We start from the raw sequence: 22,534 nt of genomic DNA, 5'->3' as shown, positions 1-22,534 counted from the left end.
TTCATGGAAAACCAAGTACTACTTAAAGTCGATGGCCTGAGCCGCCGCTTTGGCGGCCTGGTGGCAATCAAGGATTTGAGCTTCGAAGTCCGCAAAGGAGAAATCCTTGGACTCATCGGCCCCAATGGCGCCGGCAAAAGCACCACGTTCAACGTGGTAAGCGGCTACTACAAGCCGTCTGGCGGCAAGCTGACCTTCATGGGCCAGGACATCACCGGCCAGAGCGCCGCCCGGATCTCCCGGCAGGGCCTGGTCCGCACGTTCCAGCACGACAGCATGCTGCGCGACATGACCGTCTACGACAACATCGTCGTCGGTACGTTCGCGACGATGCGCCATAAAGCTGAACGGGACGCACGCGTACGAGAAACCGCGGCGCTTATGGGCCTGTCGGAAGTCCTGAGCGAAGTTGCGGGGAACCTTTCGCACGGCCTGCAGCGCCTGGTCAGCATCGCCATCGCTTTCGCCGCCCGGCCAAGCCTGCTCTGCCTGGACGAACCGTTGACCGGTCTGAACCAGACCGAGGCATCGTCAGTGTTGGCGATCTTCCGCAGGATGCGCGAGGAGTACGGCGTTTCGATGCTGCTTGTGGAACACAACATGAAGGCGGTCATGGATATCTGCGATCGCATCGTGGTGCTGGACTATGGCGTGTTTCTAGCCACCGGTACCCCGGCCGAGATCCAGCGGGATCCGCGCGTGATTTCGGCCTATCTGGGGAAGCGGCATGAACAATAACGAAAATGTGCTCGACGTCGAGCGACTGTCGGTGATGTATGGCATCGTGCCGGCGGTGAGCGCGGCGAGCTTCACGGTGAAGCGGGGATCCATCTCCACCATCGTCGGTTCCAATGGCGCCGGAAAATCGACCATCATGAAGGCCTTGACCGGCCTGGTCGCGCCCTCTTCCGGACGTGTCCGCCTTTATGGAGAAGACATCACCGGACTGGCACCCGATGCCCTCGTCTCCAGGGGCCTCGTCCTGGTGCCCGAAGGCCGGCGCCTGTTCAAAGCCATGACGGTAGGGGAAAACCTGGAACTGGGCGCCTACCGCGAGAAAAGCAAGAATGCCATTCAGCAGGGAATGGCAGACGTGCTGGAACGCTTTCCCGCTCTGAAGACAAGGCTCAAGTCACCGGCGGGTAGTCTCAGTGGCGGCCAGCAACAGATGGTTGCTGTCGGCCGCGCCCTGATGGCCAAGCCGCGGCTACTGCTGCTTGACGAGCCCACAATCGGGCTTGCGCCCGCCATCGTCGACACCATCGCCCAGATCATCCAGGACATCGCGGCGGAAGGCGTGGATGTGATGCTTGTGGAACAGAACGCAGAGATGGCACTGGAGATTGCGACCCACGCCTTCATCCTCGAGCGCGGTGAGATTCAGTTGCAAGGCCTGGCGTCGGAGCTGGCCAGCAGTGAATCGGTGCGCAAAGCCTATCTGGGCATTTGACCCCCACGCATCCCTCATCCACTTATCCGTTTTTTGCGAGGTATTTATGCATCGACTCGAAGGAAAAGTCGCCTTCATCACGGGCGGCGGCGCCGGTATCGGCTGTGCCAGCGCATTGCTATTCGCCCAGGAAGGCGCCCAGGTCGTTATCGCCGAGCGTGACACCGCCGCGGGCGAGCAGACCGCCGCCATCGTCGAAAAATCGACGGGCCGCCCTGCCCGCTTCATCCACACCGACGTCACCGAACCCGAAAGCCTGGAGGCGGCCGTCAAACGGACCGTGGCGGAGTTCGGACGATTTGACGTGCTGTACAACAATGCCGGAGGCTCGACCGTGCGCGACAGCCGCGTGACGGACGCTCCGGTGGACGAGTTCTGGTCCAAGATGAAACTCGACCTGTTTGGCACCTGGTTGGGATGCCGCTACGGCATCCAGGCCATGATGGACGCGGGGAACGGCGGGTCCGTCATCAACAGCACATCCATCTTTGCCCTGATCGGCACTCACGGCAAGGACGCCTACACGGCGGCCAAGGGCGCAGTCAGCGCGCTGACCCGGTCGATGGCTGTGGAATATGCACAGTACCGAATTCGCGTGAATGCGGTGGCTCCCGGAGCGACGGCGACAGAGCGCGTGCTAAAGCTGCTGAAAGACGATGGCGTCACCAGCAAATCGCTGGACGGCCAGCTTTTTGGGCTGGTGCAGCCCGAAGATATCGCCCACGCCGCGTTGTATCTGGCTTCCGACGAGTCCCGCTCCACGACCGGCCACATCCTCGCCGTCGACGGCGGGTTGACCATTTCCTGATCGATCGGAGCCATCATGTTTCGACATATTGTCATGCTCAGCTTCAACGCCCCGCTCACCAGAGAAGACCACGAAGACATCGTCGGCATGTGCCAGACGATCAAGAAAGAGATCCCGGGTATCCTGGACCTGCGCATTGCCACCAATGCGTCGGATCGCGCCCATTCCTACACCCACGCATTCGTGGCGGACTTCGTGGACTCAGCCGCCCACGACCACTACCAGCAGGCTCCCGCCCACGTGCCGCTGAAGCAGAAAGTCGCGGCACTAAGCCGGCAGCTCATCGTGCTGGACTACGAAGCCTGATCCTCCGCCATGACACAACGATCCGAAACGAGGAACCTCATGCGGGACACCAAACTGTTTACCCCGTTCAAACTGCGCGGCGTCGAGTTGCCCAATCGCGTACTCATCTCTCCGATGAGCCAGTACTCCGCCATCGACGGACTGGTCCAGGACTGGCACCGGTTCCATACCGCCGGCCTGGCCCGGGGCGGACCCGGCAGCGCAATGATTGAAGTCGCGGCTGTCACCCGCGATGGCCGGGGAACCCTTGGCGACCTGGGAATCTGGAGCGATGAGCAGATCCCAGGACTTGCGGAACTAGCACGCATCATGACCACGCACGGCGTGGTGCCGTCGATTCAGATCGGTCATGCCGGCCGCAAGGCAAGCACGGGCAGGCCCTGGGAAGGCAATCGGCCGTTGGCACTGTCTTCGGAAGATCAGGCCTGGGAGACCACGGCGCCCTCTTCCGTGCCGGTACAGGAAGGCTGGCCCGTGCCTCGCGAACTTGAGGCCAGCGAACTGGCTGGCATCGGCGCCAGCTTCCGCGACGCGACAGTCCGCGCAGTCAGCGCGGGATACCGGTTTGTCGAAATTCACGCCGCGCATGGCTACCTGCTGCACAGCTTTCTTTCGCCCGTCACCAACAAGCGGCAGGACGAGTATGGCGGGTCGCTAGAGAACCGGATGCGCTTTCCCCTTCAGGTCGCGGCCGCCGTCCGGGACGCCCTGCCCTCCGACATTCCGGTATCTGTGCGGATATCGGCCGTCGACGGTATTGAGGGCGGGTGGCAGTTGTCAGACAGCATCTTGTTTTCCCGCGAATTGAAAGCACTGGGCGTTGATCTGATCGACTGTTCATCCGGTGGCATACAGGCGCCTGCCACGGCGGGACAAGGTCCGCAGGCCGTCAAGCGCGGGCCGGGGTTCCAGGTTCCCTTTGCGCAGGCGGTCAAGCAGGAGGCTGGCATCGGGACGATCGCAGTGGGGTTGATCGTTGATCCGGAGCAGGCCGAGGCGATTCTGGTTGGGGATAAGGCCGATTTGGTGGCTGTCGGGCGGGAGGCCCTTCTCAATCCGAATTGGCCCCTGCACGCCCGCTTGGCTCTGCAGGCCGATCCAGAGTTTCTGGCTTGGCCAGAACAATACGGCTGGTGGCTAAAGCGTCGTCCGAAGGTCTTTTAGGGAGCGTTCGACGGTTAAACCAAGCCCATATCACGGGGCTTGCCTGTAGAATCGAGTCTAATTTCATTTTGATGACTCGATGAATACATCCGCTGATTCGTACTCCGAAAAGCCAGGCATTCGCCAAGTCCGGGTGCTGTCGCGCGGGTTGACCGTTCTCTCGGCGTTCGAACCGAACAATGACTGGTTGAGCAACTCCGAAATCGCGGCGCTCACCGGCCTGCCCAAGCCGACAGTATCCCGCCTCACGGCCAATCTGCTGGAAGCAGAATACCTGCAATATTCGGCCCAGCGAGCCGCCTATCGCCTAGGCGCGGCCGTGCTTGCGCTTGGGTTCATCGCGGCCTCGCACCGGGACTTTGTCATGCTAGCGAGGCCGCTGATGCAGCAGTTCGCCGACCAGCATCAGGTCTCCGTCGTGCTCGCCTCACCCGATGCCAGCAGCATGGTCTGCAACGAGGTTGCTCATAGCCGAGACATGATTTTCACCTTGCGGGTGCGCGCCGGTTCGCGCCTTCGCATTGACCGCTCGGCCCTGGGCAGGGCACTGGTCGGCGCAATGGGCGATGCCGAACGCACGGCATTCCTCGAAAAGCTTGGCACGGCTGACCCGCAAGCTTGGGAGCTCTTGAGCCGCGAAGTGCCGACCGCCATTTCTCAAATGGCGAGCGACGGCTATTGCATCGCGGCCGGCACCCTTGAGGCCGGCACCAACGGCGCCGCAGTGGTCGTCGACACGCCAGAAGGTCCACACACCTATGCCCTGGGCTGCGCCGCACCGTCGAATTCCCTGGAGTTGCCGCGGCTGAAGCAGGAAGTTATCCCGGACCTGCTCGCCCTCAAAAACCGACTTGAAGCCGAACTCAGCAATATGCAGGCGGAATAATAATGGTACGGACTCGCCAATTGACACCGGGCACGCCGCGCGACGACGCCCAGGTGGATTCGCTGCGTCGGGGCCTGGAGGTGCTGCGTCTGTTCGACCTGCGCCACCGCAAACTCACGCTGGCAGACATCGCTCGCAAACTTGAGCTGTCCCGCCCGACGACCGAAAAGCTCGTCCAGACGTTGCAGGCCCAGCATTTTCTCCAGGCCACAGGCGACAGCTACGAACCCCATATTGCCTGCCTGGCGCTGGGTCGAGCTGCCAAGAAGGGTCTGGCGGTTGGCCAGGCAGCCAGGCCGCTTATGCGCGAGCTGTCGCAGCGCTTCGGCGTCCATGTCACGCTGAGCACGCGCGACCGGCTGCATATGCTGGTAGTCGAGCACTGCGTTCCCGCCGGCCGGGTACAGCTGGGCCTGACTAGCGGCGCTCGTTTTCCTATGGCCGTCTCGGCCTCCGGCCGCGCCTACCTATGGGGACGACCGAAGGAACAACGCGATGAATTACTCCGCATGATCGAGGCTGACGCGCCCTCCGGCGTGTCGCGACCGCTCGACGAAGTCTACGCCGCGTTCCGAGATCTGGAAAAAACGGGCTGGTGTTACCTGGCCGCGCCCGTGGCCACGCACACCGCCTCCATCGCCACCCCGGTAAAGGCGGGCTCGGAGTTCGCCCTGGCCGCCATGGCCGTGAGTGTGGATGTCACGGAAGCGGTGTTGCGGGGCCAGGTTGCAGCGTCGCTGCTGGCCATCGCCGAGCGTATCGCCCTAGCCGCCGAAGACGAAGACTAACGAGGTTTCCCCAGGGCGCCAACCGCGTCGCGCACCGCCCGCAGGTGGTCTTCAGATGCGTGTGCGATCGCTTGAAATGCGGCCACCACGTCCAGATGAGTTGCCAGTGTGTGCTGTTCGGCGTCTCGCAGCAGGCGTTTGTGCATGCGCAACGCCGCGGAAGGATGCCGCGCAATCTTCCGCGCCAATTGCGCGGCGCGCTGGCCCAGCCGATCGTCCGGCGCCACATCCGACACGAGACCGATGCGTAGCGCCTCCCGGGCATCGATGGACTCCGCGGTGAAAGCCAGTTCCATGGCCTTGGAACGGCCAACGAGCCGCGGCAACATCCAGGCTCCACCATCGCCAGCCACAATGCCAAGGCGGGCAAAACTGACCGAAAAGCGCGCGCTCTCTGCGGCGATCCGGATATCGCAAAAGCACGCCAGATCGCAGCCCACCCCGTAGGCCGCGCCATTCACTGCAGCAATGGTCGGAACATCCGCTTCGGCCAGCGCTGCTGGCAATTGGTGCACGGTTTCGCGGTAGCGCGCTTGCACCTGGGCAACGTCCCCGGCGGAAAACCCCTCTCGTTCCGCCATGTGCCGCAGATCTCCGCCCGCGCAAAACGCCTTCCCCGCTCCCGTGATGAGCAGGACACGAACCGCCGGATCCGCATTGGCCCTGCGCACGTGCGCAGCCAATTCAAGGAACTGCGAACCATCAGAGAAGCGATTGAGTGTGTCGGGATGGTTTAGCGTGAGCGTGACGACGCCGTCATCGTCGTCGCGCCGGACAAAAGCCGAAGCGCCGTCCATCGTCACGCCCCGATCCAGCGCGGCGCCCTTTTCTCGGCGAAGGCCCGAGGCCCCTCGATTGCGTCAGCGCTCGAATAAACGCGCTCATGGTACCGGCAGGCCGCCTCCAGACCGCGCTCGCAGCCAAGGTCCATTGCCGCCCCGATGCTCTTCTTGGCTGCCCAGACGGTAAGCGGCGCATTGTTGGCGATGGTGCGCGCTATAGCCTGGGCCCGCTCGCGCACGGCATCGGGCGCGGCCTCAACATAGTTCACGAAACCTAATTGGTAAAAGCGCTCGATGGGATGCATCTCGCCGGTAAGCATGAGTTCCATCATGAAGGGCTGCGGAAGCATCCACAGCATGGGCACTCCCCAGGGCGACCCTCGCCCCACCTTGGCCTCGGAGATGCCGCCGAGGGTCCCCTGCAAGCCGATCCGGATATCGCTGTTTGCAGCCAAGACCATACCCCCGGCGGTGAAGTGGCCCGTCATGGCGGCGATGATCGGCTTGGGAACCTGGCGCATGCGTTGGTGGAAGGGATCCCGCAGCATCTCCAGCATGTCCTTGCCGGTTTCGGCGCGCACCTGGGCGGCCTCCTTAAGATCCATGCCGGCAGAGAACACGCCGCAGTCGGCGGAGGTCAGGATCACCACTCGCACGGCGTCGTCGCGTTCGACCTCGTCCCACAGATCCAGCAGGCGCTCGCAGATAGCGATGGACAACGCGTTGCGCTGAGCCGGGCGGTCTATGCAGATCGTGGCGATGCCGTCTTGCACGGAGTACAGAACAGGGGCGTCGGGTTTATTCATGATGCAGGGCGACTCGCTAATCAGGAAAATCAAGGAAGTACATGCCGCGCGCGAACGGCGCGCGGCCCGATACTCATTCAGGTTTGATGCCCGCGGCCTGGGTCAACTTGCCGTAGTGCGCACTCTCCTCGGCAATGTATTTTCCGAACGCCTGGGGCGCCATGGGCGGCAGCAATTCATAGCCTGTGCCATCGATCTGCTTACGTACCTCCGGCTGCTCAAGCGCGCCGGTGATTTCCCGATTGAGCTTGTCAATGATCTCAGGCGGCGTTCCCTTTGGCGCGAATAATCCGTTCCAGTTTCCGATCTCGAAGCCTGGCAACGCCTCCTTCATAGCGGGCACGCCGGGAAGTTTGTCCGACCGGGCCGGGGTGATGGCCAAGGGCTTGAGCTTGCCCGAGGTCATGTAGGCCAGGCCAGTCGAAAAATCGATGAACATCATTTGTGTCTGCCCACCCAACAGTTCGGACACGGCCTGGCCATAAGCCTTGTAAGGAATCTCCGAGATATCGGTATGCGTCATCACGCGAAACGTACTGCCGGTGATGCGCGTGGTGCTGTTGGCGTAGGGAAACGAGAGCTTGCCCGGGTTGGCCTTCGCATAGGCGATGAGTTCCGCCACGGAACTGACCGGCACGGACGGATTGACGACCAACGCATGCGGCACGCCGCCGACGATGGCGACTGGCGCGAAATCCTTCAGACCGTCATAAGACACGTTCTTGAAGAAATATTTGTTCGCTACCTGAGTAGTGTTAGTGCCGAACAGCAGGGTGTAGCCATCCGGCTGCGCGCGCGCCACATACTCGCTGCCGATCATACCGGTGGCGCCCGGACGATTCTGCACGATCAGCGGCTGCCCCAGTCGCTTGGAAAGCGAGTCAGACAGCACACGGGCCACTGCATCGGTAGGACTGCCCGCAGCGAACGGAACAACGACCGTAATAGGTTTCTCGGGAAAGGCGGAGGCAGGCGCCGCTACTGCGCCCTGGGCGCACACAGTTAACGCTAGCAACCCGAAAAGCAGGGAAAATTTCATTGATGTCTCCTTGAGTGAAACGGGGCCGTCTACGCGTCCCTCGTGTGAAAAATTTGTGGGGCTTCGAGCTACGGGCGGGTTTTGACCATACGCAGGGGGTTATAGGTAAGCACCACCTCCCCTCGCTGGTTGACCACCCGATTTGAGGTCCGCACCAGGCCGCGCTCTGACTTGCTAGTCCCCCGGGCTTCGACCACTTCGCACTCGACATGGATGGTGTCGCCTGCGTTCGTGGGCCGGTGGACATTGATATCCGCCTCCATGAACGCCATGCCGGTGCGCTGCATCGTGCTCTGCATCAACAGCCCTTCGGCCATGCAGAAAACAAGCGAACCAGGAGCCGGACGCGAGCCGATGATGGATTGCGACGCGACATAGTCCAGATTGGTGAACATTTCCTCCACCATGCCCACCGTACCGATGAACAGAGTGATGTCGGCCTCCGTAATCGTGCGGCCCAAGGTGCGAAAGCGGTAGCCGGGCTCGACGTCGTCCCAGTAAAAGCCCAGGCCCAGCACCTCCAGCCCGTTCTCGTCCACGTTGATTGATCTGCGCATACTGTCTTCTCCTGGTTGTTTGGTTATCTTGATGGTCGGTCAGAGCACGCCGGCGGCACGCAGCTCCGCCATCTGCTCCGTTGCAATCCCAAGTGATTGCAGTACCTCTTCGTTATGCTGGCCCAGCGATGGTGGCGCGCCGGCCGGGTCCAGTGGCGTTTCTGAAAAACGGATGGGGTTGCGCACGGTCGGAACCGGTCCGTACAGCGGATGCTCCAACTCGGCGCGCATGCCACGCGCGACTACGTGCTCGTCGGCAAAGACCTGGTCCATGCCATTGATGGGTCCGCCAGGGACCTGCGCCCGTTCCAGCAGCGCCGTCCAGTCGGCAAGCCGGCGCGAACGTGTGACGGGAACCAGCCAGGCATCCAGTTCGGCCCGGTTGTGCACGCGGTCGGCGATGGTGGCGAAGCGCGGATCCGTGCCAATCTCGGGCTGCCCGACCGCTTGGCACAGGCGGCGGAACTGGGTGTCGTTGCCGACCGCGAGCACCAGATGCCCATCGGCAGCCGGATAGACCGCATAGGGCGCGATATTGGGGTGGCCGCTACCCATGCGCTGGGGCACGCGCCCGCTGACCAGATAGTTCATCGACTGGTTCACCAGCGAACCCACCATGCAGTCCAGCAAGCTGATGTCGATATGCTGGCCTCCATGGCCGCGATCGCGATGCTGCAAGGCGGCAAGAATGGCTGTGGTGGCGTACATCCCCGCCAAAAGATCAGCCACAGCGACACCCGCCCGCTGCGGCCCCCCGCCGGGCAGGTCGTCGCGTTCGCCCGTCACGCTCATCAGACCACCCATACCCTGTATCAGATAGTCGTAGCCCGCGCGGTCCTTGTAGGGTCCCGTTTGCCCAAAACCCGTCACAGAACAATAGACCAGTTGAGGGTTGATCTCACGAAGCGAGGCGTAATCCAAACCGTAGCGCTTCAATGCTCCGACCTTGTAGTTCTCGACGAAGACATCGGCCTTACGCGCCAGCTCTCGCAAGATCTCCTGCCCTCTAGGGTTCGAGAAATCGATGGCAAGGGACTTCTTGCCACGGTTGCAGCTCATGAAATAGGCTGCGTCGCCGTTCTCACCGCTCTGCCGGTCTTTGAGAAAAGGCGGCCCCATCTGCCGGGTGTCGTCTCCGACATCCGGCTTCTCCACCTTGATTACTTCTGCGCCGAGATCGGCCAGGTTCTGCGTGGCCCAGGGGCCGGCCAGGATGCGGGAGAGGTCCAGCACACGGATATGGCTTAGCGGTTTCTGCATGATGATCTCGGTCCTAGCGGCTGCTGCCGGCCTGAAACTTCGGTTCGTCGATTTGCCTGCCCTCATCGATCGCCGCAGCGTCGTCCTGGACGATGTCGGCAATGAGTTCGCCCTCCCGCACGCTGTCGCCTGGGCCGTAGCGCAGATTCGCCACTGTTCCATCGACATCGGCAACGATCGAATACTCCATCTTCATGGCCTCGATCACGGCCAGGACATCGCCCGGGGCCACCCGGTCTCCCGGTTGCACCGCCACGGCTGCGATAACGCCTGACATCGGTGCCGTCGCCCCGCTGGCGTCCCGAGCGGAGGCGTTGCCTTCGTGAAGAACCGGGCGCACCGAGTAATGGTCGCCCGCCACCTGCAGATGCCACCCTTCGGCCGCGAGGCAGGCGTCCCAGCGCCACCCGTCCACAACGCCGCCCAAGCTGGACGCATCGCGCGACACGTTCCAGCTTTGCGGGTTGTCGCCCGCGCGGACATCGCTTCCGTCCACGGCGTGAAGAGCCACCGATGTCGCCTCGGCGTCCAGCAGGAAACGCACGCGCCCCAAAGGCGCGCCGGGATCCAGGAACACCCGGTCCATCGCGCCGCAAGCCGCGCCGGCATGCCAGGGCGAGGCTGCCATGGACTGCACAGGCAAGGGCAGCGTGGCGCAGACTGCTGCGGCAGCCGGGCGGCTGCACGGAGTTTGCAGCGATTTGTGTTCGTCCAGGTAACGGGTGTGCACGCGCCCGTTCAATACTCCCGGGTCGTCCAGCAGGCGCAACAGGTAGCCGAGGTTGCTGGAGACACCTAGCAACGATGTCTGGCCCAGGCCCGACTTCAAGGCGGCAATCGCGGTCGGACGATCGCCCGCGCTGGCGATGATCTTTGCCACCATCGGGTCATAGAAAGGCGGAACGTCGCCCGATTCATCCAGCGCGGCGTCCACGCGCAGGGCAGACGGCCAGCGAGCGTGCACCACGGTGCCGGGCGAAGGACGGAAGTCCTGGGCCGGGTCTTCCGCGTAGATTCTCGCTTCGATAGCGTGTCCGTGGCAGGCGATTTCGGACTGCGCCAGCGGCAGGGACTGGCCCGCCGCCACGCGCAACTGCCATTCAACGAGATCCAGCCCGGTTACCGCCTCTGTGACAGGATGCTCTACCTGCAGGCGGGTATTCACCTCCAGGAAGTAGCAGTTGTAGTCCCGGTCCATGATGAACTCGAAGGTGCCGGCGTTGCGATAGTCCAGGCTGCGCGCGCCCTGCACCGCCGCCTCCAGCAGTCGTTGACGCGCACGCTCCGGCAGGTGCGGCGCAGGCGCCTCCTCCATGACCTTCTGGTGTCGGCGCTGCAACGAGCATTCCCGCTCGAACAGGTGCACTACATTCCCGCAGCCATCGCCGAACACCTGTACTTCAATGTGGCGCGGCTCCTCGATGTACCGCTCCACGATCATCCGGCCGTCGCCGAAACTGCTGCGGGCGACACGGATGGCCGACTCAATGAGCCCAGGCAGGTCGTCGTATTGGGTAATTATCTGCATGCCCTTGCCCCCGCCGCCGGCGGAGGGTTTGAGCAAAATAGGCAGTTCAATGGCGTGCGCCAACGCCTCTATGGTGGCGGGATTGTCGCTGGCCTCGTCGGTGCCCGGCACGACCGGCACTCCAGCCGCGCGCATGAGCGCCTTTGCCCGCGCCTTGTCTCCCAACGCCGCAATAGTGGCGGGCGACGGTCCGATGAACGCCATGCCCGCGGCCTCCACGTTCGCCGCGAACTCGCTGTTCTCGGACAGGAAACCGTAGCCGGGATGCACTGCCTCGCAATCTGTTTCGCGCGCAGCCTGGAGCAGCTTCCCGGCATTTAAATAACTGTCCGCTGCAGACCCCGCGCCCAGGCAAACGGTCCGAATGGCGCCGCGCAGATGCGCAGCGCCAACGTCAGCTAGGGAATGCACCGCAACGTATTCGATGCCCAGCCGTTGGCAGGTGCGCGCGATGCGGCGAGCGATCTCCCCCCGGTTCGCAATAAGGATTCTCTTGAACATGGGCTACATCCTGAACACGCCGAAGCGCGTGGGTTCCTTCGGTCCGGCGGCTGCGAGCGCCAAGCCAAGCGTCAGCCAGTCGCGGGTGTCGGCGGGTTCAATCGCGCTATCTACCCACAAGCGGGATGCTGCGTTCAGGGCGGTGCTTTCGGCACCATAGGTATCGCGGATAGGCGCCTTGTAGGCCTCTGCCTCTTCGGCGCTGAATTCCTTGCCCTGACGGGCCAGTTGCTCGCCGCGCACCAGCGCCAGCACCGTGGCGGCTTGTTCCCCGCCCATCACAGAGGTCCTGGCATTGGGCCACATGGCCATGAACCGGGGTCCGAATGCTCGTCCGCACATGGCATACGCGCCCGCTCCGTAACTGCCGCCGACAATGACGCTGAACTTGGGCACCCGGGCCGTGGAAACCGCGTTGACCATCTTCGCCCCGTCCTTCGCTATACCGCCCTGCTCGTACTGCACTCCCACCATGAAGCCACTGATGTTGTGCAGAAATACGAGCGGGATGTTTTCCTGGCAGCACAGTTCGATGAAGTTGGCTGCTTTCTGGGCACTCTGGCCAAGAAGAACGCCGTCGTTGGCGAGCACGCCCACCGGATAACCGCCAATGGCGCCGGTGCCGCAAATAAGGCTGGTGCCATAGCGTTCGCGGTACTGCACCAGTTCGCTGCCGTCCAGCAGGCGCGCCAGCACGTCCAGCATAGGCATTGCCTGCTTGGGATTGGCGGGAATGAGTCCGGGCAATTCCGCCGCTTCGTAGCGGGGAGGCCGGCACGGACGGGGCGGCGGCGCCAGTGCCGGGGCCTCGCAGCGTCCAAGAATGCCGCGCACCAGTTCGAGTGCGTGCAACTCATCGTTCGCGAAATGGTCGGCCACGCCGGACAGGCGGGTGTGCGTGTCCGCACCCCCAAGCTCCTGGGCGTCAACCAATTCGCCGGTAGCGGCCTGCACCAGCTGCGGTCCGCCCAGGTAGATCATGCCCGCCTTGTCGACGATCACGGTTTCGTCACACATCGCTGGGATATAGGCGCCGCCGGCAGTGCAAGCGCCCAGCACCGCCGCAACTTGTTTAAGCCCAAGGGCCGACATCTCGGCGATATTGCGAAAGATCTTGCCGAAGTGCTGCTCGTCCGGAAATATGTCGCCCTGCAAAGGCAGAAAGGCACCTCCCGAATCCACCAGATAGACGCAGGGCAAGCCGTTCTCACGTGCAATGGCCTGGGCGCGCACCTGCTTCTTGATGGTCAGCGGGTAATACGTTCCACCCTTGGCCGTCGCATCGTTGGCCATGATCATGCAGGCCCGGCCGGACACAATGCCGACACCAGTAATGATCCCGGCTCCCGGCGACTGGCCATCGTACGCGCCATCGGCAGCTAACTGGCCGACCTCCAGGAACGGCGTGCCGGCATCCAGCAGCGTATTGATACGCTCGCGCGGTAACAGCTTTCCGCGCGCCAGATGCGCTTGGCGCGCGCGTTCGCCGCCGCCAGCAATCGCTCGTTCTCTTGCAGCGAGCAGCGGCGCGCGCAATGCTTCATACGCCGCCGAATTCGCGGCGAAGTCCGGGCTGCCCGGCCCGGGGCGGGAAGAAAGAATAGCCATTTGTTGAATACCGTCGGTGGGATTACAGGGATTCAGCTCGGATCACGCACGGGCAGGCGCAAAAGCGCATGCCCCAGCGATTTTCCCGTCTGATCCAACCGCAAGGTGCGCGTTGCCCCGCCTCCCAGCGCATGACGCATGATCACCATCATGGCGCCGATGTTGTCCATGGGGTGGCACTCCACCTCGCCCTGGACCCAATCGCCGTAAAGCGCCTTGACGTCGGCGGGCTTTACGCTCGCGAGCAGTTGCGCGTACTCATGCTGTCCTCGGGCCACCAGTCCCACGCTGCACACGTCCCCCTTGTCACCGGAGCGCACATAGGCGATGTCTTTCACTTGAAGCGTCATCAGAGCCCTCCTTAGGCCTTCAGGATTTCGGTTTTCTGTTCGACGGCGGCCCGCGGGATCAGGGTCGGCCACAGGGAGATGACGGGGCGCGGCTTCATTGGGGTGCCGAAGGACGTGCCGCCCGGGCCCATAATCCAGAGGTTCGTGCCCGCGCGGCGCACCTTGTCGGCCTCTTCGGCCGTGCGTGTACGCACCGCGCAACGCAGCCCGACTTCGGGCAGCTCGTTGGCCTGTTCGCGCCCCGGGAAGGTGGCGGCGGGACCGTGCAAGGTGTTGAGTCCAACAAAATCGAAGTGAATCTGTTCGGCGGCCAGTCCCATGCGCTCGAAACGTTCGAGCATGGTTTCGCGCGCCTTTACGGCGCGGTCATAGGCGTATGGCCATGGGAAAAACGCCATGGTCTCGCCGATCCAGCCGTCTTGGTAACCGACCACCAGCTTCCACAGGTCGGGCGCTGCCTCACCGCGCACGCCGCTGACGCGTACGCGGTCCTCTCCCTCATCGATCAGTTTCAGGGAAGTGAAGTCTGCCACGGCGTCGGGCATAAGATAGCGGCGCGGATCGCCCACCTCGTAGACCAGATGCTCCTTGATCGTCCATTCATCGACACGGCCGCCAGTGCCCGACAGCTTGGTGACGATGGCCTCGGCATCCGCGCCCACTTCAAGAATGGGAAATCCTGCTCGCCCCATGTGCGGCATCTCCGCGAACCGGGAAGACATCCCGCCCGAGCAGCCTGCCGCGCATTCGACGATGTGGCCCAGTGTCACCGCAGCAGCGTAACGGTCGATGTGTGCGGTGTCGCGGCGCCAACCAAACTCGTGGGCGAGCGGGCCGACGTAAAGCGCGTTGTCCGACACACGTCCGGCAATCACCACATCCGCGTCGCCTTCCAGACCCGCGGTGATGCCCGAACTGTCGGTATAGACATTGGCGCAAACGACGCGGTCGCGGATGGCCGCGAAGTTTTCGTCGCCGGTATCCATACTGCGGAGTGGCACCCCCTGCCCCATCAGGTCGTCGAGCTTGTCCAGCATGTCGTCGCCTTCAATCAGCGCGATGCGCGTGCCAGCAAGTCCCGCTTGGCGCGCGCCTTCGGCGATGCGCTGTGCCGCAGCTCTAGGATTCACCCCGCCACCGTTGGAAATCAATTTCGTTCCTACTGCGGTAGCGCGGGGCAAAAGATTAATCATGGTCTGAACCGCATCCGGCACGTAGCCCGCATCCGGCCGTTTCAGCTTCTGCCGCTGCAGTAGCGCCATCGTCAATTCGGCCAAGTAGTCGAAGCACAGGTAATCCAGATTGCCTCGCTCCAACAGCTCTTGTGCCGGATCTTGAGCGTCACCCCAAAATCCCGAGCCCGCACCAAGCCTTACACGTTTGGCCATGCCCAGCCTCCTATTTCCGTTTCTCTAATTTCGTTTTAATCATTTGAATTTCATTTTAGATGCCGATGTTGAAGGTCGTCAAGCGCTGAACAGGGTTGCGCCTTGAAAGTGCCCGTGGATCATTTGAAGGAGTGAAGTCGCGATGTGCCGGCGACCGTCGTTCCGTGTACAGGATCTCAATGGCCGACTGGGGGGCTCGCGACGATGAACGACTAATGGGTGGGTCAACGGGTCGGCATAACGCTCGAACCGATAGGCGCAATGTATGGGCTCACACCGGAGCCCCTCGACACGCTAGGCTCAACTAGACTCTTTCCATCCAACGGGAGGTCACATGGACGAGAGCGTCGTAGCGGCTATTCAGGAACTGGCGAATGCCCTGGCCGGACTGGGAAGCTGGCAGCAGCAACTGGTGTCGATGACGGTCCTGCTAGTTGTCGCCGCTGCCGGTTCTTTCTTTGGTGCCTATCTCAAGACCCGAGCAACGAACGCAGCGATGTCGGACGATCTGGACGACATCAAGAGGCAGCTGCGCGAAACTACGGATACGACCGAGACGATCCGTTCGCAAATTAGCAAGCGCGGGGAGCTTCACAGCTTGAATCACACCGGGTTTTATGGAGGCCATTTCGTTTAAGTCAGGCCGCCATGGCCTGACCGGATTGTTGCTGGTAGAAGTTTGCCTCAGCTTCTGCCGGGGGTATATACCCAATCGAGCTCAGCAACCGCTGGTGGTTGTACCAGTGAACCCATTTTAAAGTGGCGATTTCCACGGCTTCGCGACTACGCCAGGACTGCCGATAGATCAGCTCCGCTTTGTATAACCCGTTGATGGTTTCAGCCAAAGCGTTGTCATAGCTATCGCCTTTGCTGCCTACAGAGGGCTCTATGCCGGCCTCAGCGAGACGCTCCGTGTATCGGATGGAGACGTATTGGCTACCCCTGTCGCTATGGTGTATTAGGCCGTCCATGCGGCTCGGCTGTCGAGCGTGCAGCGCTTGCTTCAGGGCATCCAGAACGAAGTCTGTTCGCATCCTGTTGCTCACCCGCCAGCCAACGATTCGCCGGGCAAAGACATCGATCACGAAGGCGACGTAGAGCCAGCCTTGCCACGTTGAAACATAAGTAAAGTCGGACACCCATAGCTGATTGGGTCGATCCGCATGGAACTGTCGCTGGACCATATCCAGCGGACAGATCACGCTTCCATCAGGCGTCGTGGTACGGATCACAAGACCGCGACGAACACCCTGCAGGCCCAGCTGACGCATCAGCCGCTGTACCGTGCATCGAGCAATATCAATGCCCTCCCGCTTGAGCTGCTTCCAGACTTTCACGACGCCATAGCACTGCATATTGTCATCCCAGACGCGTTGGATTTCATCGCTCAACAGCTCGTCCTGCTTGGCACGGGCGCTTCGCAGTTCGGGTTGACGGGCTTTGGCGGCATGCAGGTAGTAACCGGACGGAGCGATCTGGATAACGCGACAGATCGACTCGACTCCGTACTGGTCCCGGTACTCGTCGACAAAAGCGTTCAGGGTTTGTTGCAGCGGTCGAGCTCCGCCTGGGCAAAATACGCACTGGCCAGGCGCAGAATCTCGTTCGCTTTGCGCAGTTCCCGGTTCTCGCGTTCCAGCGCCTTGATCCGCTCCCGTTCCTCAGTGGTCTGCCCGGGCTTGCGCCCCAGGTCAGTTTGATACTTGCGCACCCAGCTGTGCAGCGTTTGCGGAACACAACCGATCTTGGGCGCAATGGATTCGATCGCTGCCCATTCGGATGGGTAGTCGTTCACGTTCTCCAGAACCATGCGCACGGCGCGTTCACGGACTTCTGGGGAGTAGCTGTTGGATTTTTTCATGCCTCATTCTCTCAAGAGTTGAGGCCTCCACGAAACCCGGTGTGATTCAGTCCATTACCGCGCAATGGCCACATTCCAATCCTAGGGGCTATACCAAGTGGTTTCGTTCAAGGATGGCGATTAACTATCGTCAAATCAGAGCCGCCATGGCCCTAGAGGCCCAAGCCAACGTTGAAGAAATCCCGTCGTACGCAGTCAAGACTCCACTACAACAAGCGGTGCAGATTCTAAAGCGGCACCGCGATGTCATGTTCGCGGGAAGGCCTGAGCACAAGCCGATTTCGGTCATTATTACAACGCTGGCTGGCCTGTCCTACTTTGGCGAAAGAACTGCCGTAGAAGCCGTATTAGGAATTCTCCAAAGGATGGAGTCACACATTTCCTTTGATCCGGCGGGCAATGTGCGGATCTGCAATCCTACAGATCCGCAAGAAAATTTTGCTGATCGTTGGCAAAATGCGCCGGAGAAGCGCGCAAGCTTTTATGCCTGGCTTCGCAAAGTCCGCGAAGACATTTCCATAATCGCCGCGCAGCAAAACCCTCAGAGAATTGTCGAGGCAGCTAGCCAGTCGTTCGGCGAACGTCAAGCCCGCGCCGCAAGCGGAGGGGCAGGCAGACGATCGACCAGTCTCGCAAGAATCTATGGTGCTGCCGTTAACCTTTTCGCCGCCGCTCACAAGCAGTCGGCACCGTGGCCCAAAGGACAGGTCGGAAGCGTGTCGATCTCTAAAGTCACATGGACGGGTCAAGGATTTTCCAGGCCCATGCGCTTGCATTCGAACGGCCAGCCGCTAGTCAAAGGGGCTTCCTTGAGTTTTCAAGTGACAACTGACATACCGCAACCATATGAAGTGTACTGGCAGGTCGTAAATACGGGGGCCGAAGCTACTGCTGCGGGAAAACTCCGAGGAGGATTCGACCAAGGCAAGGTGGAGCGCGGGGACATTACTCATAAAGAAGACGCCGCGTATGTTGGATCACACACCATAGAGTGTTTTATCGTCAAGAACCGCCATTTGGCAGCACGCAGCGGCGCTTTTGTCGTTAATGTTAAGTAGGTACCATGAGACAACTCATTCATAAATTCTTCAGTCGTCTCATTGACTACGTTTTCTATCGGCCGCGGACGTTTGGACCCAGGCTGGTTGGATTTGGGGTAGCCATAATTTTGGCGACAATTGGCGTGAGCTGGATCGCGAAGCTCTCGTATCGAAGCTCCGACGCGGAGTGGTCATTCGCTGTTTCAACGGGCGACAGCGTTTCTCAATTTCTATCAAACTTCGCTTATTGTATTGGCGCCCTTCTCATCGCAATTGGACTAGTCGTTTACCTACTCGATTTTTGGCGCGAGTCGAGGAAGAACTCGCGTCAGATTGCCATTGTGGTTGAGCTCAGAGGACTCCATTTAAGTCCTGATACGCCAGCGAAAGATGCGGACCTTGGCCCGCTACCCAGCAATCGAAATTGGGTGTTGCTCGACTTCAGACCGAGTGCGGAAGGTGAACGAGTGAGTCCAAAACTTCTTCTTCAAAAGCTCTCGACACTTAGATCTTCAGTGGAAACGCTTTCCGCCGGTCGCGACAGTAGCGACGTTTCCGTTGCGGTAGGCGGCCTCGCAGCGGTCCCAGCATTATTTTTGGCCGGAATGCTGTTAGAGGATGAGTCTAGAATCGCGATTTACGACTGGGATCGAAATACTGGCCATTGGCGCGGAATTGATGGCCCGGACGACAGTCATCGAACGCTACCGTTAGATGTCAGCGAACTTACGTTGAATCAAGACGAAGTAGTTCTGGCGGTTTCGCTCTCTTATCCGGTGGACATACCTGCCGTAAGAAAAGCGTTCCCCGGTATTTCCGTTTCCCATCTGCAAGCGGTACTTTTACGCACAGATGTTTATTGGTCTGAAGAGAAGCAACGGGCAATCGCCGCGTCGTTCAGAGACGCGATCCAACAGTTGATGGAAAAGGGCATCAGGCGAATCCATCTCGTATTGGCTTCTCCTGCGAGCTTGGCAATTCGATTGGGTACGACTTACGACGAGCGCTTGATGCCGGAACTACTCGTGTACCAATACGAACGTACAGACCCCGTACCCTATCCATGGGCGGTGCGGATGCCAGATCATGGAAACGCGATCCCCGTTGCAATTTGCACGCTGACAGGAGCCCCCATTTAATTTGGAGCAACTAGGGCCCAACCATCCCGATGACTGTTACGGAGTTTATTTCCGACGGGAACTTCCTGCTGCATTTGCGCCACATGAAGGCTCTCTATGCCGAGCGTCGGGACCTGGTCGACGTATTCAGTCGATGGGGCCATGAGCCACTTTACGCCGACTGAGTGTCCGCAACGGGTCGAGGCTGTGTGGAAACGCATGCGATGCAGGAATATGCCGAGTGCTCGGGCTCAAGAGCTTCATTGCACGTGCAGCGTCATCCAGTCATATATTGATCGGCCCCCTCGTGCTTTTCTCGTGCCTAGTCGTAGCTGGGAGGCTCATCAGCGTTTAAAAAGGCTCATGCCCCCACCGATCTCATTGCTTTCATCGTTCCCGCGATACCCAAAACGCGCATTAGCCGCTTGAGGTTATAGGCAAGCACATACAGGCTCATCTCGGTACTCACATGCGCCAACGTCCGGGTCAGGAAGTGTGTTGAACCCATCCAGTGTTTCAGCGTGCCGAATACGTGCTCGACGGTGCGGCGCCGCAACGTCATCGCGTCGGGCTTACGATCAAGACGTTCCTGAACTCGCTCCAACACATCTTCATGCTCCCATCGGCGGATACGTCGATAGCTGCTGGTCGTGCACTGTTGTTTGAGCGGGCATCGGGGGCAAGCGCTGGGCCAGTAAATGTGCAGATCAAGTCCCTTCTCCACCGTAGCGAATCTATGGATCGCGCGCTCGCCTGCCGGGCACTGATATTCGTCGTCCTGCGCGATATATATGAAGTCGGTCTTGTCGAATCTCCCCTCCGCCTTGGCGTTCGATGTCATTGGCTTGGGTACAAATACCGCTATTCCAGCATCCTCGCAGGCCTTGATCTCTGGGCCATTGAAGTAGCCCCGATCCGCGAATGCTTGCAAGTTCTGGTGCCCCATTTCTTCACCGGCAGCACTCGCCATCTTGCTTAGCTGCGCACGATCGTTGCCTATGTTCGTCACCTCGTGCGCAACAATCATGTGGTGCTCTGCGTCAACAGCAGTCTGGACGTTGTAGCCGACCAGGCCTGACCCCGTGGCTTGGGACATCATTGAGCGCGCGTCGGGATCTGTGAGGGATATCTGTCCGTCGGGCAGGCTCTTTAACTGCTCCTTCATCCCGTCGAGTTGCTGCATCTGTTCGCGCAACTTTCGTATTTTCTCCCGTAGCCGATCGGTCTTGGCCTCGGCTTCCGCTGGCTGGGTGCGGTCGGCGGTCGCCAGTGCATCAAGGTAACGCTGAATGCTCTGTTCGATCTGTTCCTGGCGCCGGTCGATTTTGCCTGGAGTCACGTTGCGGTCGCGACTGTTGACTGCTTTAAACTTGATGCCGTCGATGGCAACCATGGCTTGCGAGAAGATCTTCAATTGCCTGCACATGGCGATAAAGCGTTTGCAGACATTGCGTATGCCGACGCCGTTGTTGCGGCGGAAGTCGGCGATAGTCTTGAAGTGTGGAGCCAGCCGGCCAATCAGCCACATCAACTCAATATTGCGTTGGGCTTCCCGCTCCAAACGACGACTGGACTGGATACGGTTAAGGTACCCGTAGATATAGAGCTTCAGCAGAACGGCGGGGTGATAGGCGGGCCGACCCGTAGCAGCAGGATCGACGCCACTAAAACCGAGCGACAGGAGATCAATCTCATCGACGAAGACATCGACAATCCGTATCGGATTGTCCTCGTCGATGTAGTCGTCCAGGCATTCTGGCAATAATGTGACCTGGGTTCGGACTTCGCCTTCGATGAATCGCTTCATCGCCATCTCGCTCAAACGGGTTGGCCAATTTTAATTAGTGAGAGCCGTGAAGAGTTTTCACACAGCCTCGGTCGGGAGCGAACGGCCGGTAAGGTCTGCGACCGACCAGAAGCGGTCTTCATCTGACATGCATGCACCCAGACTTTCTTTACCCTAGCCTTATTGCCAATACAGCCAGCGTCACCAGAAGCACCGGCAGCGTCAGCACAATGCCAACTTTGAAGTAATAGCCCCACGAGATCACGGTGCCTTTGCGTTCCAGCACATGCAGCCAAAGCAAAGTCGCCAGGCTCCCGATCGGGGTGATCTTCGGCCCCAGATCGCTCCCGATCACATTGGCGTAGACCATCGCTTCCCTGACAACGCCACTGGCCTGGCTGGCATCAATCGACAAGGCGCCTACCAGCACGGTCGGCATGTTATTCATGATGGACGACAGGAATGCCGCCACCAGGCCCGTACCGATCGTGGCAGTCCAGATCCCCTGCTCCGCGAACCCGCTCAGCAGATCAGCCAGATATTGGGTCAGCCCGGCGTTGCGCAGGCCGTAAACGACCAGGTACATCCCCAACGAGAAGATAACGATCTGCCACGGGGCTTCGCGTATGACCTTGCGGGTGCTAATGATATGGCCACGGCCCGCAACCAGCAGAAGGATTGCCGCGCCGGCGGCCGCCACGGCGCTAACTGGCACGCCCAGTGGCTCCAGGCCGAAAAAACCGATCAGCAGTAACACCAGCACGACCCAGCCGGCGCGAAAGGTACCCGCGTCGCGGATGGCAGCCACGGGCTGCTTGAGCTGGCCAGCGTCGTACCGCGCGGGAATGCTTTTGCGAAAATACAGCATCAGCACCGCCAAGGTCGCTGCCACCGCAACGAAATTGACAGGCACCATCACCGCGGCATAACGGTTGAAGCCGATGTCGAAGAAGTCGGCGGAAACGATATTCACCAGATTGGACACAATCAACGGCAAGCTGGCGGTATCCGCGATGAAGCCTGCCGCCATCACGAAGGCCAAGGTGGCGGCGGGGCTGAAGCCCAGCGCCAGCAACATGGCCATGACGATGGGAGTCAGGATCAGCGCGGCGCCGTCGTTCGCAAAGAGCGCAGCGACCGCCGCGCCCAGCAAGACGATCAGCGCGAACAACGCCCGGCCGCTACCTTTGCCCCATCGTGCCACATGCAACGCAGCCCATTCAAAAAAGCCCGCCTCGTCCAGCAACAGGCTGATGATGATGACGGCAATAAAGGTGGCGGTGGCGTTCCAGACAATATTCCACACCACCGGGATGTCGCCGATGTGCACCACGCCGGCGATAAGCGCAACGACCGCGCCCAAACTGGCGCTCCACCCGATCCCCAGGCCACGGGGCTGCCAGATCACGAGCACGAGCGTTAGAACAAAAATTGCTATTGCAGCAAACATTGGGCGAACTCTTTTTATTTGTGGATTGAAGGTTGAAGCGATAAAGGGTCAATACGTG

Annotated in this window: 22 protein-coding genes and 1 other annotated feature; of the genes, 10 read left to right on the top strand and 12 right to left on the bottom strand. The window is 60.7% G+C overall.

Annotation, left to right across the window (positions count from 1 at the left end; genetic code table 11):
• Positions 1–3 precede the first annotated feature (3 nt).
• The 7 genes from IAG39_RS07710 to IAG39_RS07680 all read left to right on the top strand — a co-directional run bounded on the left by IAG39_RS07710 (position 4) and on the right by IAG39_RS07680 (position 5,402).
• Positions 4–738 (top strand): ABC transporter ATP-binding protein, encoded by a 735-nt coding sequence (locus IAG39_RS07710; RefSeq protein WP_050729656.1) that lies wholly within the window; start codon positions 4–6, stop codon positions 736–738.
• Positions 728–1,450: an ABC transporter ATP-binding protein gene (locus IAG39_RS07705; RefSeq protein ID WP_088591535.1), complete on the top strand. Its 723-nt coding sequence runs from the start codon at positions 728–730 to the stop codon at positions 1,448–1,450. The genes IAG39_RS07710 and IAG39_RS07705 overlap by 11 nt, the downstream gene beginning before the upstream one ends.
• 46 nt (positions 1,451–1,496) lie before the next feature.
• A complete protein-coding gene (locus IAG39_RS07700) occupies positions 1,497–2,258 on the top strand; it encodes an SDR family NAD(P)-dependent oxidoreductase (RefSeq protein ID WP_012248158.1) in 762 nt (253 codons plus the stop codon).
• Positions 2,259–2,273: 15 nt separating this feature from the next.
• A complete protein-coding gene (locus tag IAG39_RS07695) occupies positions 2,274–2,564 on the top strand; it encodes a Dabb family protein (protein ID WP_012248157.1) in 291 nt (96 codons plus the stop codon).
• Positions 2,565–2,603: 39 nt separating this feature from the next.
• Entirely contained in the window at positions 2,604–3,728 is a 1,125-nt protein-coding gene (locus IAG39_RS07690; protein ID WP_012248156.1) for an NADH:flavin oxidoreductase/NADH oxidase, read from the top strand.
• A 79-nt stretch (positions 3,729–3,807) separates the two neighbouring features.
• On the top strand, positions 3,808–4,614 hold the full coding sequence (locus tag IAG39_RS07685; RefSeq protein ID WP_012248155.1) for an IclR family transcriptional regulator: 807 nt from the start codon (positions 3,808–3,810) through the stop codon (positions 4,612–4,614).
• A gap of 20 nt (positions 4,615–4,634) precedes the next feature.
• Positions 4,635–5,402 (top strand): IclR family transcriptional regulator, encoded by a 768-nt coding sequence (locus IAG39_RS07680; RefSeq protein ID WP_223283382.1) that lies wholly within the window; start codon positions 4,635–4,637, stop codon positions 5,400–5,402.
• Here the strand turns inward: IAG39_RS07680 and IAG39_RS07675 are convergent.
• The 9 genes from IAG39_RS07675 to IAG39_RS07635 all read right to left on the bottom strand — a co-directional run bounded on the left by IAG39_RS07675 (position 5,399) and on the right by IAG39_RS07635 (position 15,221).
• Positions 5,399–6,199: an enoyl-CoA hydratase-related protein gene (locus tag IAG39_RS07675; RefSeq protein WP_088591534.1), complete on the bottom strand. Its 801-nt coding sequence runs from the start codon at positions 6,197–6,199 to the stop codon at positions 5,399–5,401. The genes IAG39_RS07680 and IAG39_RS07675 overlap by 4 nt on opposite strands.
• Positions 6,200–6,201: 2 nt before the next feature.
• Entirely contained in the window at positions 6,202–6,990 is a 789-nt protein-coding gene (locus IAG39_RS07670; protein WP_012248152.1) for an enoyl-CoA hydratase/isomerase family protein, read from the bottom strand.
• A gap of 73 nt (positions 6,991–7,063) precedes the next feature.
• Positions 7,064–8,029 carry a Bug family tripartite tricarboxylate transporter substrate binding protein gene (locus tag IAG39_RS07665; RefSeq protein WP_050729659.1) on the bottom strand — a complete coding sequence of 322 codons (966 nt, stop codon included), beginning with the start codon at positions 8,027–8,029 and terminating at the stop codon, positions 7,064–7,066.
• A 68-nt stretch (positions 8,030–8,097) separates the two neighbouring features.
• A complete protein-coding gene (locus IAG39_RS07660; RefSeq protein WP_118932902.1) occupies positions 8,098–8,586 on the bottom strand; it encodes a MaoC family dehydratase N-terminal domain-containing protein in 489 nt (162 codons plus the stop codon).
• Between the two features lie 39 nt (positions 8,587–8,625).
• Positions 8,626–9,846, bottom strand: coding sequence for a CaiB/BaiF CoA transferase family protein (locus IAG39_RS07655; protein WP_191295211.1), 1,221 nt, complete (start codon positions 9,844–9,846; stop codon positions 8,626–8,628).
• A 13-nt stretch (positions 9,847–9,859) separates the two neighbouring features.
• Entirely contained in the window at positions 9,860–11,875 is a 2,016-nt protein-coding gene (locus IAG39_RS07650; protein ID WP_118932903.1) for an acetyl/propionyl/methylcrotonyl-CoA carboxylase subunit alpha, read from the bottom strand.
• Between the two features lie 3 nt (positions 11,876–11,878).
• A complete protein-coding gene (locus IAG39_RS07645; protein ID WP_088591532.1) occupies positions 11,879–13,483 on the bottom strand; it encodes a carboxyl transferase domain-containing protein in 1,605 nt (534 codons plus the stop codon).
• Between the two features lie 32 nt (positions 13,484–13,515).
• The gene (locus IAG39_RS07640) at positions 13,516–13,833 is read right to left on the bottom strand and encodes a hypothetical protein (protein ID WP_012248146.1); all 318 of its coding nucleotides are present in this window, start codon (positions 13,831–13,833) and stop codon (positions 13,516–13,518) included.
• A gap of 11 nt (positions 13,834–13,844) precedes the next feature.
• Complete coding sequence (locus IAG39_RS07635; protein ID WP_088591531.1) at positions 13,845–15,221, bottom strand: acyclic terpene utilization AtuA family protein; 1,377 nt, start codon at positions 15,219–15,221, stop codon at positions 13,845–13,847.
• Positions 15,222–15,555: 334 nt separating this feature from the next.
• On the opposite strand from IAG39_RS07635, the gene IAG39_RS07630 reads away from it, so the two are divergent.
• Complete coding sequence (locus tag IAG39_RS07630; RefSeq protein ID WP_088591530.1) at positions 15,556–15,858, top strand: hypothetical protein; 303 nt, start codon at positions 15,556–15,558, stop codon at positions 15,856–15,858.
• 1 nt (position 15,859) lies between these two features.
• On the opposite strand, the gene IAG39_RS07625 is transcribed toward IAG39_RS07630, so the two are convergent.
• Positions 15,860–17,082, bottom strand: a protein-coding gene (locus tag IAG39_RS07625) for an IS3 family transposase (RefSeq protein WP_118932904.1) whose coding sequence is annotated in 2 segments (ribosomal slippage) — positions 15,860–16,797 and positions 16,797–17,082 — 1,224 coding nt in all. Because the reading frame shifts where the segments join, the coding sequence is not laid out codon by codon here.
• Positions 16,688–16,804: a sequence feature (AL1L pseudoknot), on the bottom strand. (Overlaps the previous gene by 117 nt.)
• 41 nt (positions 17,083–17,123) lie before the next feature.
• Here IAG39_RS07625 and IAG39_RS07620 point away from each other — a divergent pair.
• Both IAG39_RS07620 and IAG39_RS07615 read left to right on the top strand, forming a co-directional pair.
• Positions 17,124–18,140, top strand: coding sequence for a nucleotide-binding domain-containing protein (locus IAG39_RS07620; RefSeq protein WP_124260368.1), 1,017 nt, complete (start codon positions 17,124–17,126; stop codon positions 18,138–18,140).
• Positions 18,141–18,145: 5 nt separating this feature from the next.
• Positions 18,146–19,261, top strand: coding sequence for an SAVED domain-containing protein (locus tag IAG39_RS07615; protein ID WP_108627538.1), 1,116 nt, complete (start codon positions 18,146–18,148; stop codon positions 19,259–19,261).
• A gap of 340 nt (positions 19,262–19,601) precedes the next feature.
• Here the strand turns inward: IAG39_RS07615 and IAG39_RS07610 are convergent, their stop codons facing one another.
• Together IAG39_RS07610 and IAG39_RS07605 are read right to left on the bottom strand one after the other, a co-directional pair.
• On the bottom strand, positions 19,602–21,047 hold the full coding sequence (locus tag IAG39_RS07610; protein ID WP_088590574.1) for an IS1182 family transposase: 1,446 nt from the start codon (positions 21,045–21,047) through the stop codon (positions 19,602–19,604).
• Positions 21,048–21,195: 148 nt separating this feature from the next.
• Positions 21,196–22,476: an arsenic transporter gene (locus IAG39_RS07605; protein ID WP_088590564.1), complete on the bottom strand. Its 1,281-nt coding sequence runs from the start codon at positions 22,474–22,476 to the stop codon at positions 21,196–21,198.
• Between the last annotated feature and the right edge of the window lie 58 nt (positions 22,477–22,534).

This window comes from Achromobacter xylosoxidans, from assembly GCF_014490035.1.
Taxonomy (GTDB): Bacteria; Pseudomonadota; Gammaproteobacteria; order Burkholderiales; family Burkholderiaceae_B; genus Achromobacter; species Achromobacter bronchisepticus_A.
This window is presented reverse-complemented; position numbering and strand designations above follow the sequence as displayed.